This window comes from Acinetobacter lwoffii (assembly GCF_024129735.1).
In the GTDB taxonomy this organism is placed as follows: domain Bacteria; phylum Pseudomonadota; class Gammaproteobacteria; order Pseudomonadales; family Moraxellaceae; genus Acinetobacter; species Acinetobacter lwoffii_H.
In genome coordinates this window covers 30,909-43,419 of record NZ_JAMXXK010000030.1, presented here as the reverse complement: position 1 = coordinate 43,419, position 12,511 = coordinate 30,909, and the positions used below count along the sequence as shown (strand labels likewise).

Sequence of the window (12,511 nt, the reverse complement as noted above, 5' to 3'; positions counted from 1 at the left end):
CGGTTTAATTTACTTGCTGGCATATACAATTTAGATTGGGTGAAAGATAAACAATTAAATTGATTGAAAAATGATTTATGAAGGAAGTCTAGTTAAAACACTTAGAACTCTATGTAGTAGACGATGAAACTGACCTGAAGCATATCTTGCAACCTGACCCAAGTGCCTTGGCCGATGAAATCCTGGACGTATTTGATTTCGATGCGTCGCTATAGGAGTAAATGTGATGAAACGACCTGTCGAAGTTAAGTTTTATGATGGAATTCTCGCTGAAGCCCGTCGTGCCTGGATTGTGCCGGATCAGCAACAAGGAATTGCCTTGAAACTTGATGAGGATGTTCCAGCACAAGTTAGCGATGCAGATTTTTATTTTGCTTATCCGGACATGGCTTATATTGGGGGTGTCGGTGGTCGTAAACCGATTATTGAGTTGCCTGAAGAGCGTCGGATTGAGTTTTTAAGCAAAGCGCCGCATTGGCTCGGGATTAAACATAAAGATATTTATCATGCGATCTGGAAGTTTGAACGTTCACCAATCCTGATTTTCTTTTCCATGATCATCGTGATTAGTGTAGTAATTGTTATTTTAAAATGGGGGATTCCTTATAGCGCCAAACAACTGGCAAAACTTCTTCCGGAGCAGATTCTGGTTGAAGTAGGCAACCGGACAGAGCAGCAATTAATTGCCCAGACCCAGCCAAGTACACTTCCGGCAGAACAGCAGACACGATTAAAAACTTTGTATGAACAAAAGATTGCCGTTGGACCACCGGCAAAGATTATTTTCCGTCAAGGCGGATCAAGCATGGGCATGAATGCCGCAGCCATCCCGAATAACACCATTATTGTGACTGATGAACTGGTGAAAATCAGCGGTACCGATGAAGAAGTCCTTGCAGTACTGGCCCATGAACAAGGCCATCTGGTACAGAAGCACAGCATGCAAAAAGTGATTTCCAATCTGGGGGCGGCGGGACTGTTTGCCTTGGTGACCGGAGATTTAAGTGATGTGGTCACAGCCTCTGTAGTCGTGTTGACTGATGCTGGATACTCACAAGCGATTGAACTGGATGCCGATGACTATGCCATGCAGCATTTGCATCAACAGCAGATTTCCAGTATTCACTTGTCTAACTTTTTGCAGCGGGTGGAAAATGCCAGAATACTGGCAGAGGAATCGCAAACTATAAAAATGAAAAATTTCACTCTCAATATCGATGGAAAAGACCGACACCTGACAGAAACCGAACTGAAATGGATTCGCCTGATCGGGAAGTTTAAAAAATATCTGAAATCTCACCCCGAACTGGATAAAAGAATTGAGCGTATTCATGCCTTTAATGAACAGGCGAATCATCGTATTTAGTTTCTGATCATTGCTATGCCTTGATCATCAAGGCTTTTTAATACCTATCTTTGCCAGTTAGCAGTCAGATTTTCCTGTCCCATACGGATCAGATGATCCAGTACTACATTTTCAAGTTTATTCAGGTCAGTGGATTCATCATTACTTTGAATCGTTACGGTTAGATGATCCTGTTCAGGAGCCAATATCACTTCAGCATTTGGAAAATGAATCAGGAAATTTTGTTCGGCTTCATCAATATTAAATTTATGTTTCCAGTGATTGGCCAGGCGTTTGGCAATTCGTGAAGCTTGTTGCGTCTGGATATGGGCAATACTTTTCATCAGTCTTCTACACTATTCATCATTATCCTGCACTTTAAACCAGGCGGTGATGCCGGCATAAGCCTCAAAGCGTTACACAGCGTTTTAATCTTGCAACATCGAATCACAGTAGCCGGAGCGGATTTGATATAATGGGAAAAATCCAATTTCAACAAGCCAGGTTCTCCCATGTCCAAGCCTTATTTAATTGCCCCTTCTATTTTATCTGCTGACTTTGCCTGTTTAGGTGAAGAAGTCGAGAATGTGTTGGAAGCAGGTGCAGACGTTGTCCATTTTGATGTCATGGATAACCATTATGTACCGAATCTGACTTTTGGTGCGGGTGTTTGCAAGGCCTTGAAAAATTATGGGATTAAAGCACCCATTGATGTGCATCTGATGGTTAAGCCGGTAGATCGCATGATCGGAGATTTCCTTGAAGCGGGTGCTGATATTATTACTTTCCATCCGGAAGCGTCTGATCATATTGACCGTTCTTTACAGTTGATCAAATCAGGTGGTGCAAAAGCAGGTCTGGTATTTAACCCGGCAACGCCACTGCATTACCTGGACTATGTGCTGGATAAAGTCGATCAAATCCTGCTCATGAGCGTGAACCCGGGCTTTGGCGGACAGAAATTTATTCCCATGACTTTGGATAAATTACGTCAGGCACGCAAACTGATTGATGCCTCAGGTCGTGATATTCGTCTGGAAGTTGATGGCGGCGTTACACCAAGCAATATTCGTGAAATTGCCGAAGCGGGTGCCGATATGTTTGTGGCGGGTTCAGCTATTTTTGGCAAGCCAGATTATAAAGCTGTGATTGATGAAATGCGTGCAGAATTAGCGAGAGTGGGACAGGTTCAACTGTAATCGTTAAAAACTTATAAGTGCATAAATATGTGGATAACTTTATGGATAAGTGTGTAGATATCTATGTTGATAACCATATGGATATGTTGCATAAAATGTAATCATTTTTAGCTTGGTTGATTGCTATTTAAACAAAATTTGTATAAAAAGAACTCAAATTGGGTTCTTTTTTATCGCTTATAACCCTTGTGTTTGGTGGTTGTTTATTCACCACAGGTTAATAGTGGAACCAAGCAAAAAGTGATCAATGTCTCGCATATTTGTGTTTCATTATGTAATTTCTCCAGACAAAGTTTAAATTTAATTGATGTGTATAACTTAATATTCTGAGCTGATTCTCATGTAATTGTTGTGGATGAAGTGCCCGATTATTAGAACTATTTCTGACTTGGCATTTTCAACATCTACCATAACCAGAGTAGCCATGAATGTCGTGAAGATTTGAGTAAGGCAAAGTTAAGTTGTATCTCGAAAAGTCATGTTTTGTAAAAATAGCCAGATTGCTGCAACGCGGTTTTATAAAATTTTTACACCTAGGAGGAACGACCTCCCTTGTGAATTGCGTGTCGGAATTTACAGGAAAAATCGTCAGGACGGCCTGATTCTTATATAAAAAGGAGGAGGGCTGCATGGCCTGGATCGTACTTATTCTTGCGGGTATTTTTGAAATCGTTTGGGCATATTCGATGAAGCTGTCCGAAGGCTTTACCAGACTCACTCCAAGTATTATTACCATTGTTTTCATGGTACTGAGTTTTGCTTTGCTGGCTTATGCGATGCGTACTTTGCCGCTAGGGACAGCTTATACGATCTGGACCGGGATTGGTGCAGTGGGTTCATTTCTCATTGGTATTTGGGTTTTGGGTGAACCCGCTACAGCGTTGCGTATGCTGGCTGCTGTACTCATCATTTCCGGTCTGGTTTTGATGAAAGTATCCTCTTCATAATTTGTTTCTGCCTGTCTCGGTGAACTGGGTTAATATAGAAAATGAACTCCAGTGATTGGGACAGGGCGCCATCATGAACTTAAGTTATCTCTATATGGATTCTCCCGTAGGTCAGTTACGACTGGTCGCGAGTGAAACCGCGCTGGTGGCTATGCTTTGGGATTGTGAACAGCCGAATCGGGTGAAACTGGCGACCTTGGTTGAAGATCCGCAGCACCCGGTATTGATTGAAACCAGACGTCAGCTTCAGGAATATTTTGCTGGTCAGCGCAATGTTTTTGACCTGCCTTTGGACTTTGCCGGTACTGATTTTCAGAAAAAAGTCTGGCAGGCTTTACTGAACATTCCTTATGGACAGACGCGGAGCTATCGCGATATTGCTGAACAAATCGGCAATATCAAGGCGGTACGTGCCGTGGGTGCTGCCAATGGCAAAAACCCGATTTCGATTATTGTACCCTGTCATCGGGTGATTGGTCACAGTGGCAAGCTGGTAGGATTTGCCGGTGGTTTGGATAAAAAACAAATTCTGTTAAATATTGAGCGGACGCATTAATATTTAAGCACTTAAAATAAATGAAAATTAGAATATGGAAAATTCTATCATACAGATATTAGGCCCACTTTGGTCCAATTTAGGGTGGATTCTTCTGCTTTTCTTTGGCGTGATGATTTTTAAATTATTCAAGCCATTTTTAAAAGGGAAATTAGGAGAATTTGCGGTTGCTGCCCATGTCAAACTGTATTTAAAAGATCCTCAATATATTCTGCTCAATGATTTGACTCTTCTAGACAGGACGGGCGCGACCACGCAAATCGATTATCTGTTATTAAGTCCTTACGGAATATTTGTGATTGAGACCAAAAACTATAAAGGCTGGATATTTGGAAACGAGCGACAAAAAACCTGGACCCAGAAAATCTATAAAAACAGTTATAAATTTCAGAATCCAATTCATCAAAATTATAAGCACATCAAAGTCCTGGAACAATTTCTGGCAGATATCATGGAGCCAGATCTGCTGCATTCTGTGATTGTATTTATGCCGGATGCCGTGTTTAAAACACCGATGCCGAATCATGTATTTCGGGGTGCAGGTTGGACCGACTATGTAAAAAGTTTTGATCAGCAGATGGTTTCTGAAACGAAATTAAAACGGATACAACTGCGGCTAGAAAAAGAAGTTTTAGAAAAATCCTGGAAAACCAATCGGGAACATGTAGAAAATTTAAAACAGCGTAAGAAGTCATAAGCTTTTACGATCCCATAAAAAAGCCTTTGAATGACTCAAAGGCTTTTTGGTTTTAAATATTTGAAGCTTTCAGTTTTTCGGTAATCTCGGCCAGAACTTTAATCCGTTTGACTTCATCCCATAAGGCTTTGGCTTCAGGATAATGTTTTGACATCATGCCGAGCCACTGTTTGTAACGGCCAACCATGCCGATCTCGGTTTTGGCTGGGCCATTGATAAAACGAATTTGCAGTTGTAGCAGTTCATTCCAGTTCATCAAAGGTGCATCCGAATTTTGGCGGATACATTGGGTCAGGTCGGGTGTGGTCACTGCACCACGGCCTATCATCAGGTCTTCACAACCAGATTCCAGACGGCACTGTTTGGCATCAGCATTGTTCCAGATTTCACCATTGGCGATTACATTGATCTTGAGTGCTTCACGAATCGGTTGTAACTGATCCCAGAATGCGGGTGGAGTATAACCATCGGCTTTGGTGCGTGCATGCACGGTCACCCAGGAAGCTCCCGCATCTTCAATGGCATGGGCATTTTCCAACATGAAATTGCGGTCCATATAACCCAGACGCATTTTTGCGGAAACTGGAATATGCGCAGGCACTGCATCACGCACGGCTTTAACCAGCTCATGCACCACTTCAGGTTCATCTAAAAGGACTGAGCCACCACGATGACGGTTGACGGTTTTGGCCGGACAACCAAAGTTCATGTCAATTGCCGGTGCGCCCATTGCCACCACTTTGGCGGCATTCGCTGCCAGCATCTCCGGATTATTTCCCAGAAACTGCACATGTACCGGCGTACCTGCCGCCGTCTTGCCATCATTCAACAGTTCAGGGCAGTAAGTATGATAAACATGATCGGGTAGAAGGGAATCGGTGACACGGATAAACTCGGTCACGCACCAGTCAAAGCTACCTACGGATGTCAGCACATCACGCATAATCGGATCGGTTAAGCCTTCCATGGGAGCAAGCACAAGTTTCAACGGTGCACACCTGTAAATTTAAAACGGTGTTATACGTTTTTTTAGGCAGCATGTCTAGGCTGGATCTGAATTGAATGATGAGTACCTGAAAAGTGAATTTTTTGGGCTGATATAAAAAGGCCCTTAATGTGGATTAAAGGCCTTTAAAAGTGAAACTTAAGAAGGTTTATCGATATCCAGCCATTTTAGTCAGCCAATTTTTCGACTTTCATACTTTCACGATAATACTGACAGCCCTTGTACAACAGGAAGCAACCAATCAATCCAGCAATCGCATTGACGATCGAGATCGAGTTACCGACCATCAGAGTATTCTGGAAATATTTATCCGTGATTAACGCCACAGCAGTGGTTCCGACGCCTAAGGCAATCAGGTTTGAAACCAGCAGGAACTTGGCAGATACCTGTGCGCGTAGCTGATTCGGTGTCAGCATTTGCGTAGCAGCAGCCGATGCAGGAATCGGGAAAGTGGAGAAGAACATCGCCACAAAAATCAGCGCAAATGAAAGCTGCATATTATCGACCTGAGTAAACAGCACACTCGGAATAATCAGCGCCGCACAGCCAATGGCACCGGTACGAATTGCAGCATCGCTATAGCCACGTTTCGAGAAGAAGTCGATCAGCCAGCCACAGAACAAGGCGCCCGAAGTATTTGCGACCAAAATAATCGTACCAAGGATATAACCGGTTTGACTCGCATCCAGACCGAAATTACGCATGTAATAGGCAGGTGCCCAGCCTAGCAGCGAATACAGCATCATGGTGTAAAAAGAAAAGCCAATAAAATGACAGAAAAAGGTCTTTTTATGTGTCTTGATAAAACCGATCGAGTTTTTGAAAGATGCTTTAATGACCTGGCCATCCTGACCGACTTTCATACCCTTACGTGCAGGTTCACGCACCGTCAGCACCATGAGTAGGGCCAGCAATACGCCCGGTAGACCGACAATCATAAAGGTGAGTTGCCAGGTTTTTACTTCACCAATAAGCGGTAAAGCCACGAAGCTGACATCTTTGAGCAGGCCAATCACATAGCCGCCAATCAGGAAAGCTAAGCCCGAACCAATAAAGGCACCAATGGCATATACCCCGAGTGCACGACCTAATTTATCTTTCGGAAATAAATCGGCAACGATCGAATAAAAGGCAGGGGAAAGCGCAGCTTCGCCGGCACCCACACTCAGACGTGCAATAAACATTTGAATAAAGTTTTTACTGAGGCCGCAGGCTGCTGTGGCAAGACTCCAGAAAGCAATCCCGGTCGCAATGATTTTAATCCGGGACTTTTGATCCGCCAGTGCGGCAATGGGCAGGCCCATAATGGCATAAAACAAGGAGAAGGCCAGACCTTGTAATAGGCTGAACTGGGTGTCGCTCAGCATTAAATCGGCTTTAATCGGTTCAATCATGAGCGATAAAATTTGACGGTCTACAAATGACAGAATGTAAGCCCCCATACAAATGACCACCACATACCATTGGTAGGTGCTGCTTTCCGGTGGCGGTTCAATCTGTTCAGACAGCGGCACGGCCGATTCTGCTGGTGTAGGCTCAAAACTTTGATTTGGCGGTTGAATCGTCCTTTCAACCATTTCTAGGTTCAGCGATTTATCATTCATCATGCAACATCCTGTGCTGATCGTTTGAGATATTTATTTGATACTTTTAATTTGATTGTTATTTTTATATTGTATCGCATTTAATTAATCTAGAGGCTAAATGGATAGGCGTCAATCTGTTTTTAAGAATAGATACAAATAATTTTTAAAGACTAAAAAAAGGAATCATAATGATTCCTTTTTTTAGTGTGCATTTTTAGCCACGTTCAACCAGGGTTAAAATATCATAGGTTGCAACCAGTTCATCGCGCTGGTTTTTCACTTTAATATCCCAGACCACCACACCATGTGGCTTCTGTGCCGGATCGCGCAGTGCTTTTGGAGTTTTCTGCTTACAGGTCAGTTCTACCTGAATGGTGTCGCCAATTTTTACTGGCTCCACAAAGCGTAAGTTGTCCATGCCATAGTTGGCAATGACTGGACCCTGAGCGGCATCAACGAATAAACCGGCCGCAGCAGACACCACGAAATAGCCATGGGCAACACGCTCACCAAACAGCGATTCTGCTGCAGCAATCTTGTCCATATGCGCATAGAAATGATCACCGCTCAGGCAGCCGAAATTCACCAGATCTGCTTCGGTCACGCTACGTCGTGCAGTCAGTAAACGTTCACCGATACGCAATTCATCAAATGATTTTTTAAAAGGATGCACTCGGTCTTCAAAGACCTGAGCTCCGGCAGTCCAGCTATGGCCGACTTGGGTCATGACATTTGGCGAGCCTTGAATCGCAGTACGTTGCATATAATGTTTGACTGCGCGCAAGCCACCGAGTTCTTCACCACCACCGGCACGTCCTGGCCCACCATGCACCAGTAAGGGCAATGGCGAACCATGTCCGGTACTTTCTTTGGCACTTTCAGCATCCAGAATGTGTACACGACCATGCCATGGCGAAATTTTGCTGAGCAGTTGTTCAATATTTTCATCGGTATTGCGTACGATGGATGCCACCAGACTACCTTCGCCACGTGCCACCAGGTCAGCAAGTTGAGCCAGGTCAGTATATGGCATTAAAGTCACTACAGGTCCAAAGGCTTCAATCTTATGGATATTTTCTGCCTGAGCTGGCACTTTGCATACCAAAACTGTCGGTGGATAGCATGCAGACTTTTCAGCGTTTTGTACTTGAATCTTAAAGTCCTGACGCAAGTGGCTACCGAATACGATCTCTGCATCCTGGCTGAGCTGTTCAACTTTTGCCGCGACATCATATTTCTGTTTGACGCTGGCCAAAGCACCCATCGTCACGCCTTCCTGAGCCGGATCACCCACAACGACTTTTTTCAGTTTTTCAATTAGGCGACTCTGTACGGTGTCCAAAAGTTCAGCCGGAATGAATGCACGACGAATTGCGGTACATTTTTGTCCGGCTTTAGAGGTCATTTCACGGAAGACTTCACGGACAAATAAATCAATGCTTTCGTCATTGGCTTGTTCAGTCAAAATCGCGCTGTTGACTGAATCTGCCTCCATCGTGAATGGAATAGAGTAGGCATTGAGGTGCGGATGAGAACGGAGTTTTTGTCCTGTTGATGCTGAACCGGTAAAGGTGACCGTATCTTGAGGATTTAAATGATCAAATAAATCATAAATCTGACCGCAAATCAGCTGAAGTGAACCTTCTGGTAAAAAGCCGCTTTCATGAATAGCTTTGACCACGGCGTGGGTCAGCTCGGTACCTTCTGTTGCCGGTTTGACAATACAGGGTACGCCTGCTAGTAGCGTCGGTGCGATTTTCTCCAGCATGCCCCAGATCGGGAAGTTAAAGGCATTGATATGCACTGCGACACCGGCTTTAGGACTCAGTATATGTTTGGCGCCAAAGTTGCCTTGCTTGGATAGCGGAATCCATGCATCTTCAACCCATGCGGTTTCATCACTCAGTTCGCGACGCACCAAACTCGAATAGGCATATAAGGTCCCAATCCCGCCTTCAATATCAATCCAGGCATCTTTACGGGTACAGCCGGTTGCCTTGGCAAGTTCATAAAAGTCTTCTTTGCGTTCCATCAAATACTGTGCCACTTGCTTCAGTGCATTGGCACGTTGATGAAACGTCCATATGGCGATAGTCGCGCCTTTTTGTTTGGCATACTTCACTACGGCTTGAGTATCGATGCCCTGACTGCCGACCTGATAAACCGCTTCACCGCTAATGGCATGATAAACCCTACGTAAATCGGCTTGCGCTGTGTATTCCTGGCCGTACACCAGTGAAGCTAAGCTTTTGATGGCAATAGGATTATGGGTTGATGCAGTATCTTGATAATCCATTGTGCTTGAGCTGCTGTCTAACTCTAACATTGTAAAAACTCCATTTATGATACGTTTTGAGGGGTATTTTTAATTTTGATGTTTCATAATTTGTGTTGAAAAATTGAAAATGTCAATCATAAATCTGTGTTTAAAAATGAATAACAATAAAATAAAAAATATTAAATGATGTAAAACATATATTTACAAAAAATAAGGGATAAAAATTAAATGATACCAATAAATAGATATTGATTTTAATTACGTATCGTTTTAATTTGGGTGTATCAACACTTGGGATAAGTGAGGGAACAATGAATAACCAACAACAAATCTTCGATCAAAAGATTGAAAAGGATATTTCCATAGAGCCGAAGGACTGGATGCCGGATGCTTATCGTAAGACCTTGATTCGTCAGATCGGTCAGCATGCACACTCTGAAGTGGTGGGCATGTTGCCGGAAGGCAACTGGATTACCCGTGCACCGACCTTGAAGCGTAAAGCTGTGCTGATGGCAAAAGTTCAGGACGAAGCCGGTCATGCTTTGTATCTGTACAGTGCTGCAGAAACCTTGGGTGCGGATCGTGACGACATGATGGATAAACTGATTGCCGGTCGCATGAAATATTCTTCAATTTTCAACTATCCAACCCTGAGCTGGGCCGATGTTGCCGCGATTGGCTGGCTGGTAGATGGTGCAGCAATTGTCAATCAGGTTGCGCTGTGCCGTACATCTTATGGTCCTTATGCCCGCGCTATGGTGCGTGTGTGTAAGGAAGAAAGTTTCCATCAGCGTCAGGGCTTTGAAGCCATGATGGAACTGGCCAATGGTACGCCGGAACAAAAGCAGATGGCACAAGATGCAGTGAACCGTTTCTGGTGGCCGGCCCTAATGATGTTTGGTCCAAGTGACGATAATTCACCGAACAGTGCACAAAGCATGCAGTGGAAAATTAAATTATTCAGTAACGATGAGCTGCGTCAGAAATTTGTCGATAACACCGTGTCGCAAGTTTTGCAGCTGGGTTTAACCGTTCCAGATCCAGACCTCAAATTCAATGAAGCCACCGGACATTACGAATTTGGTGAAATCAATTGGGATGAGTTTTTTGCGATTCTTGCAGGCAAGGGGCCGTGTAACCATGAGCGTATTGAAGCACGCCGCAAAGCTTGGGAAGGCGGCAAGTGGGTACGTGATTCCGCAGCTGTCTATGCTCAAAAACAGCAGCAACAGTCAGCAGCACAAAAAGTCGCTTAAAAAATAGTTTGATCAATATAGGGAATTTTGCTCATGAATAACAAAAACAACTGGTCACTTTATGAAGTGTTTGTCCGGAGTAAACAGGGTCTGAGTCACCGTCATGTCGGCAGCCTACGCGCACCGGATGATGAAGTCGCACTACAAAATGCCCGTGATGTCTATACCCGCCGCAATGAAGGCATCAGTATCTGGGTGGTGAAGTCTGAATTGATTACTTCTTCACAACCAGATGAAAAAGCGGAATTTTTTGAACCTGCTTTGGACAAGGTTTATCGCCATCCGACCTTTTATAACATTCCAGCTGGCATCGAGCACATGTAAGGGAAGGATGAAGATGATGACAAATCAAGTATTGGCAGAATTTCTTTTACATGTGGGTGACAGTCAACTGATCCTGTCACATCGTTTGGCAGAGTGGTGTGGTCATGCACCTGAACTGGAGCTGGATATTGCCTTGGCCAATATCGGACTGGATTTATTGGGTCAGGCACGTACTGCCCTCAGTCTGGCAGGTGAAGTGGAAGAACAGGGCCGTGATGAAGACAGGCTGGCTTATTTCCGAACCGAGCGTGAATACCGCAATTTACTGCTGTGCGAACAGCCGAATGGTGACTTTGCCCAGACTCTGGTGCGCCAGTGGTTGATGGATCACTATCACGCTTTATTGTTTAGCGCCTTAAGTCAAAGTCAGCATGCTGAGTTGGCCGCCTTTGCAGTGAAGTCACTCAAAGAAGTGAAATATCACCAGCGTTTTTCCACCACCTGGATGGAGCGCCTAAGTTTAGGTACAGCAGAAGCCCACGAGAAAACCCAGCAAGGTTTAAACCAGTTATGGCGTTTTACCGAGGAACTTTTTGTCCTGACGGCTGATGAAAGACAGCTAGTCGATAGCGGTGTAATTCCAGATATTGAAAATTTAAAAGCACAGTGGCTGGAAACGATTACAGCCGAGTTAGCGCGATTTGAATTAAGCCTGCCAGAGCTGGGCGCTTATCGCAGTGGGGCTAAACAGGGTTTACATACAGAGCATCTCGGTTTTGTTTTGGCCGAACTGCAATATATGCAGCGCTCATATCCAAACATGAACTGGTAATTCGGCACAATCACAGGGAGTGAGTCGCATGAATCTGATTCGACACGTAGAAGATCAATGTTGGGACGTTTTGCAGCAGGTTTCTGATCCAGAGATTCCAGTATTATCGGTGATTGATCTGGGCATGATTCGTGGCGTCGAGCTGAATCAGCAGGATGAAATTGTGGTGCGACTCACGCCGACCTATAGCGGCTGTCCGGCCACGGATTTATTAAAAGCAGAAATTACCCAGGCTTTCGAGGCGAACGGTTTGACGCCAGTCAAAGTGATTGTCGATCTGTCTGAAGCCTGGACTACGGACTGGATGAGTGAATCGGGCAAACACAAATTACAGCAGTATGGTATTGCCCCGCCGCAAGGCCAGTCACATAGCTGTGGTACGCATGTGGCATTGACCGATGGCATCACCTGTCCACAGTGCTTAAGTCATAACAGCAAATTATTAAGTGAATTCGGTTCAACCGCCTGTAAAGCTTTATATCAATGTCGGGACTGCTTAGAAACTTTTGACTATTTCAAATGTATTTGATTGTAACGATTGCTCG

General features: G+C 44.3%; 13 protein-coding genes. 9 read left to right on the top strand and 4 right to left on the bottom strand.

Annotated features, from left to right (window positions below):
• Positions 1-226 precede the first annotated feature (226 nt).
• Positions 227-1,366 (top strand): M48 family metallopeptidase, encoded by a 1,140-nt coding sequence (locus NI469_RS09915; protein WP_005247172.1) that lies wholly within the window; start codon positions 227-229, stop codon positions 1,364-1,366.
• A 44-nt stretch (positions 1,367-1,410) separates the two neighbouring features.
• Here NI469_RS09915 and NI469_RS09910 read toward each other — a convergent pair whose 3' ends face one another.
• Positions 1,411-1,689, bottom strand: a complete 279-nt coding sequence (locus NI469_RS09910) for a DUF2218 domain-containing protein (protein ID WP_253175031.1) — start codon at positions 1,687-1,689, stop codon at positions 1,411-1,413.
• 168 nt (positions 1,690-1,857) lie between these two features.
• On the opposite strand from NI469_RS09910, the gene rpe reads away from it, so the two are divergent.
• From rpe to NI469_RS09890, 4 genes are all read left to right on the top strand, one after another.
• The gene (rpe, locus tag NI469_RS09905) at positions 1,858-2,544 is read left to right on the top strand and encodes a ribulose-phosphate 3-epimerase (protein ID WP_253175030.1); all 687 of its coding nucleotides are present in this window, start codon (positions 1,858-1,860) and stop codon (positions 2,542-2,544) included.
• Positions 2,545-3,173: 629 nt separating this feature from the next.
• The gene (locus NI469_RS09900) at positions 3,174-3,491 is read left to right on the top strand and encodes a DMT family transporter (RefSeq protein WP_004279177.1); all 318 of its coding nucleotides are present in this window, start codon (positions 3,174-3,176) and stop codon (positions 3,489-3,491) included.
• A gap of 73 nt (positions 3,492-3,564) precedes the next feature.
• A complete protein-coding gene (locus NI469_RS09895; RefSeq protein ID WP_253175028.1) occupies positions 3,565-4,047 on the top strand; it encodes a methylated-DNA--[protein]-cysteine S-methyltransferase in 483 nt (160 codons plus the stop codon).
• Positions 4,048-4,081: 34 nt separating this feature from the next.
• Positions 4,082-4,744 carry a nuclease-related domain-containing protein gene (locus tag NI469_RS09890; protein ID WP_253175026.1) on the top strand — a complete coding sequence of 221 codons (663 nt, stop codon included), beginning with the start codon at positions 4,082-4,084 and terminating at the stop codon, positions 4,742-4,744.
• A 52-nt stretch (positions 4,745-4,796) separates the two neighbouring features.
• Here the strand turns inward: NI469_RS09890 and NI469_RS09885 are convergent, their stop codons facing one another.
• From NI469_RS09885 to paaZ, 3 genes are all read right to left on the bottom strand, one after another.
• Positions 4,797-5,732, bottom strand: coding sequence for a tRNA dihydrouridine synthase (locus NI469_RS09885; RefSeq protein WP_253175024.1), 936 nt, complete (start codon positions 5,730-5,732; stop codon positions 4,797-4,799).
• Between the two features lie 185 nt (positions 5,733-5,917).
• Positions 5,918-7,357, bottom strand: a complete 1,440-nt coding sequence (locus tag NI469_RS09880; RefSeq protein ID WP_005262550.1) for a spinster family MFS transporter — start codon at positions 7,355-7,357, stop codon at positions 5,918-5,920.
• Between the two features lie 193 nt (positions 7,358-7,550).
• On the bottom strand, positions 7,551-9,662 hold the full coding sequence (paaZ, locus tag NI469_RS09875) for a phenylacetic acid degradation bifunctional protein PaaZ (protein WP_253175023.1): 2,112 nt from the start codon (positions 9,660-9,662) through the stop codon (positions 7,551-7,553).
• A 263-nt stretch (positions 9,663-9,925) separates the two neighbouring features.
• On the opposite strand from paaZ, the gene paaA reads away from it, so the two are divergent.
• The 4 genes from paaA to paaD are packed head-to-tail and all read left to right on the top strand — an operon-like array spanning position 9,926 to position 12,495.
• Positions 9,926-10,870 carry a 1,2-phenylacetyl-CoA epoxidase subunit PaaA gene (paaA, locus tag NI469_RS09870; RefSeq protein ID WP_004646055.1) on the top strand — a complete coding sequence of 315 codons (945 nt, stop codon included), beginning with the start codon at positions 9,926-9,928 and terminating at the stop codon, positions 10,868-10,870.
• Between the two features lie 33 nt (positions 10,871-10,903).
• The gene (paaB, locus tag NI469_RS09865) at positions 10,904-11,194 is read left to right on the top strand and encodes a 1,2-phenylacetyl-CoA epoxidase subunit PaaB (protein ID WP_004646056.1); all 291 of its coding nucleotides are present in this window, start codon (positions 10,904-10,906) and stop codon (positions 11,192-11,194) included.
• A 16-nt stretch (positions 11,195-11,210) separates the two neighbouring features.
• On the top strand, positions 11,211-11,966 hold the full coding sequence (gene paaC, locus NI469_RS09860; RefSeq protein WP_026055746.1) for a 1,2-phenylacetyl-CoA epoxidase subunit PaaC: 756 nt from the start codon (positions 11,211-11,213) through the stop codon (positions 11,964-11,966).
• A 28-nt stretch (positions 11,967-11,994) separates the two neighbouring features.
• A complete protein-coding gene (gene paaD / locus NI469_RS09855) occupies positions 11,995-12,495 on the top strand; it encodes a 1,2-phenylacetyl-CoA epoxidase subunit PaaD (protein ID WP_004646058.1) in 501 nt (166 codons plus the stop codon).
• Positions 12,496-12,511: the final 16 nt, after the last annotated feature.

Excerpts from the sequence above, each read along its gene's own strand:
- NI469_RS09915 (WP_005247172.1), top strand. The coding sequence starts at position 227 with ATGAAACGACCTGTCGAAGTTAAGTTTTATGATGGAATTCTCGCTGAA.
- NI469_RS09910 (WP_253175031.1), bottom strand. The coding sequence starts at position 1,689 with ATGAAAAGTATTGCCCATATCCAGACGCAACAAGCTTCACGAATTGCC.
- rpe (WP_253175030.1), top strand. The coding sequence starts at position 1,858 with ATGTCCAAGCCTTATTTAATTGCCCCTTCTATTTTATCTGCTGACTTT.
- NI469_RS09900 (WP_004279177.1), top strand. The coding sequence starts at position 3,174 with ATGGCCTGGATCGTACTTATTCTTGCGGGTATTTTTGAAATCGTTTGG.
- NI469_RS09895 (WP_253175028.1), top strand. The coding sequence starts at position 3,565 with ATGAACTTAAGTTATCTCTATATGGATTCTCCCGTAGGTCAGTTACGA.
- NI469_RS09890 (WP_253175026.1), top strand. The coding sequence starts at position 4,082 with ATGGAAAATTCTATCATACAGATATTAGGCCCACTTTGGTCCAATTTA.
- NI469_RS09880 (WP_005262550.1), bottom strand. The coding sequence starts at position 7,357 with ATGATGAATGATAAATCGCTGAACCTAGAAATGGTTGAAAGGACGATT.
- paaZ (WP_253175023.1), bottom strand. The coding sequence starts at position 9,662 with ATGTTAGAGTTAGACAGCAGCTCAAGCACAATGGATTATCAAGATACT.
- paaA (WP_004646055.1), top strand. The coding sequence starts at position 9,926 with ATGAATAACCAACAACAAATCTTCGATCAAAAGATTGAAAAGGATATT.
- paaB (WP_004646056.1), top strand. The coding sequence starts at position 10,904 with ATGAATAACAAAAACAACTGGTCACTTTATGAAGTGTTTGTCCGGAGT.
- paaC (WP_026055746.1), top strand. The coding sequence starts at position 11,211 with ATGACAAATCAAGTATTGGCAGAATTTCTTTTACATGTGGGTGACAGT.
- paaD (WP_004646058.1), top strand. The coding sequence starts at position 11,995 with ATGAATCTGATTCGACACGTAGAAGATCAATGTTGGGACGTTTTGCAG.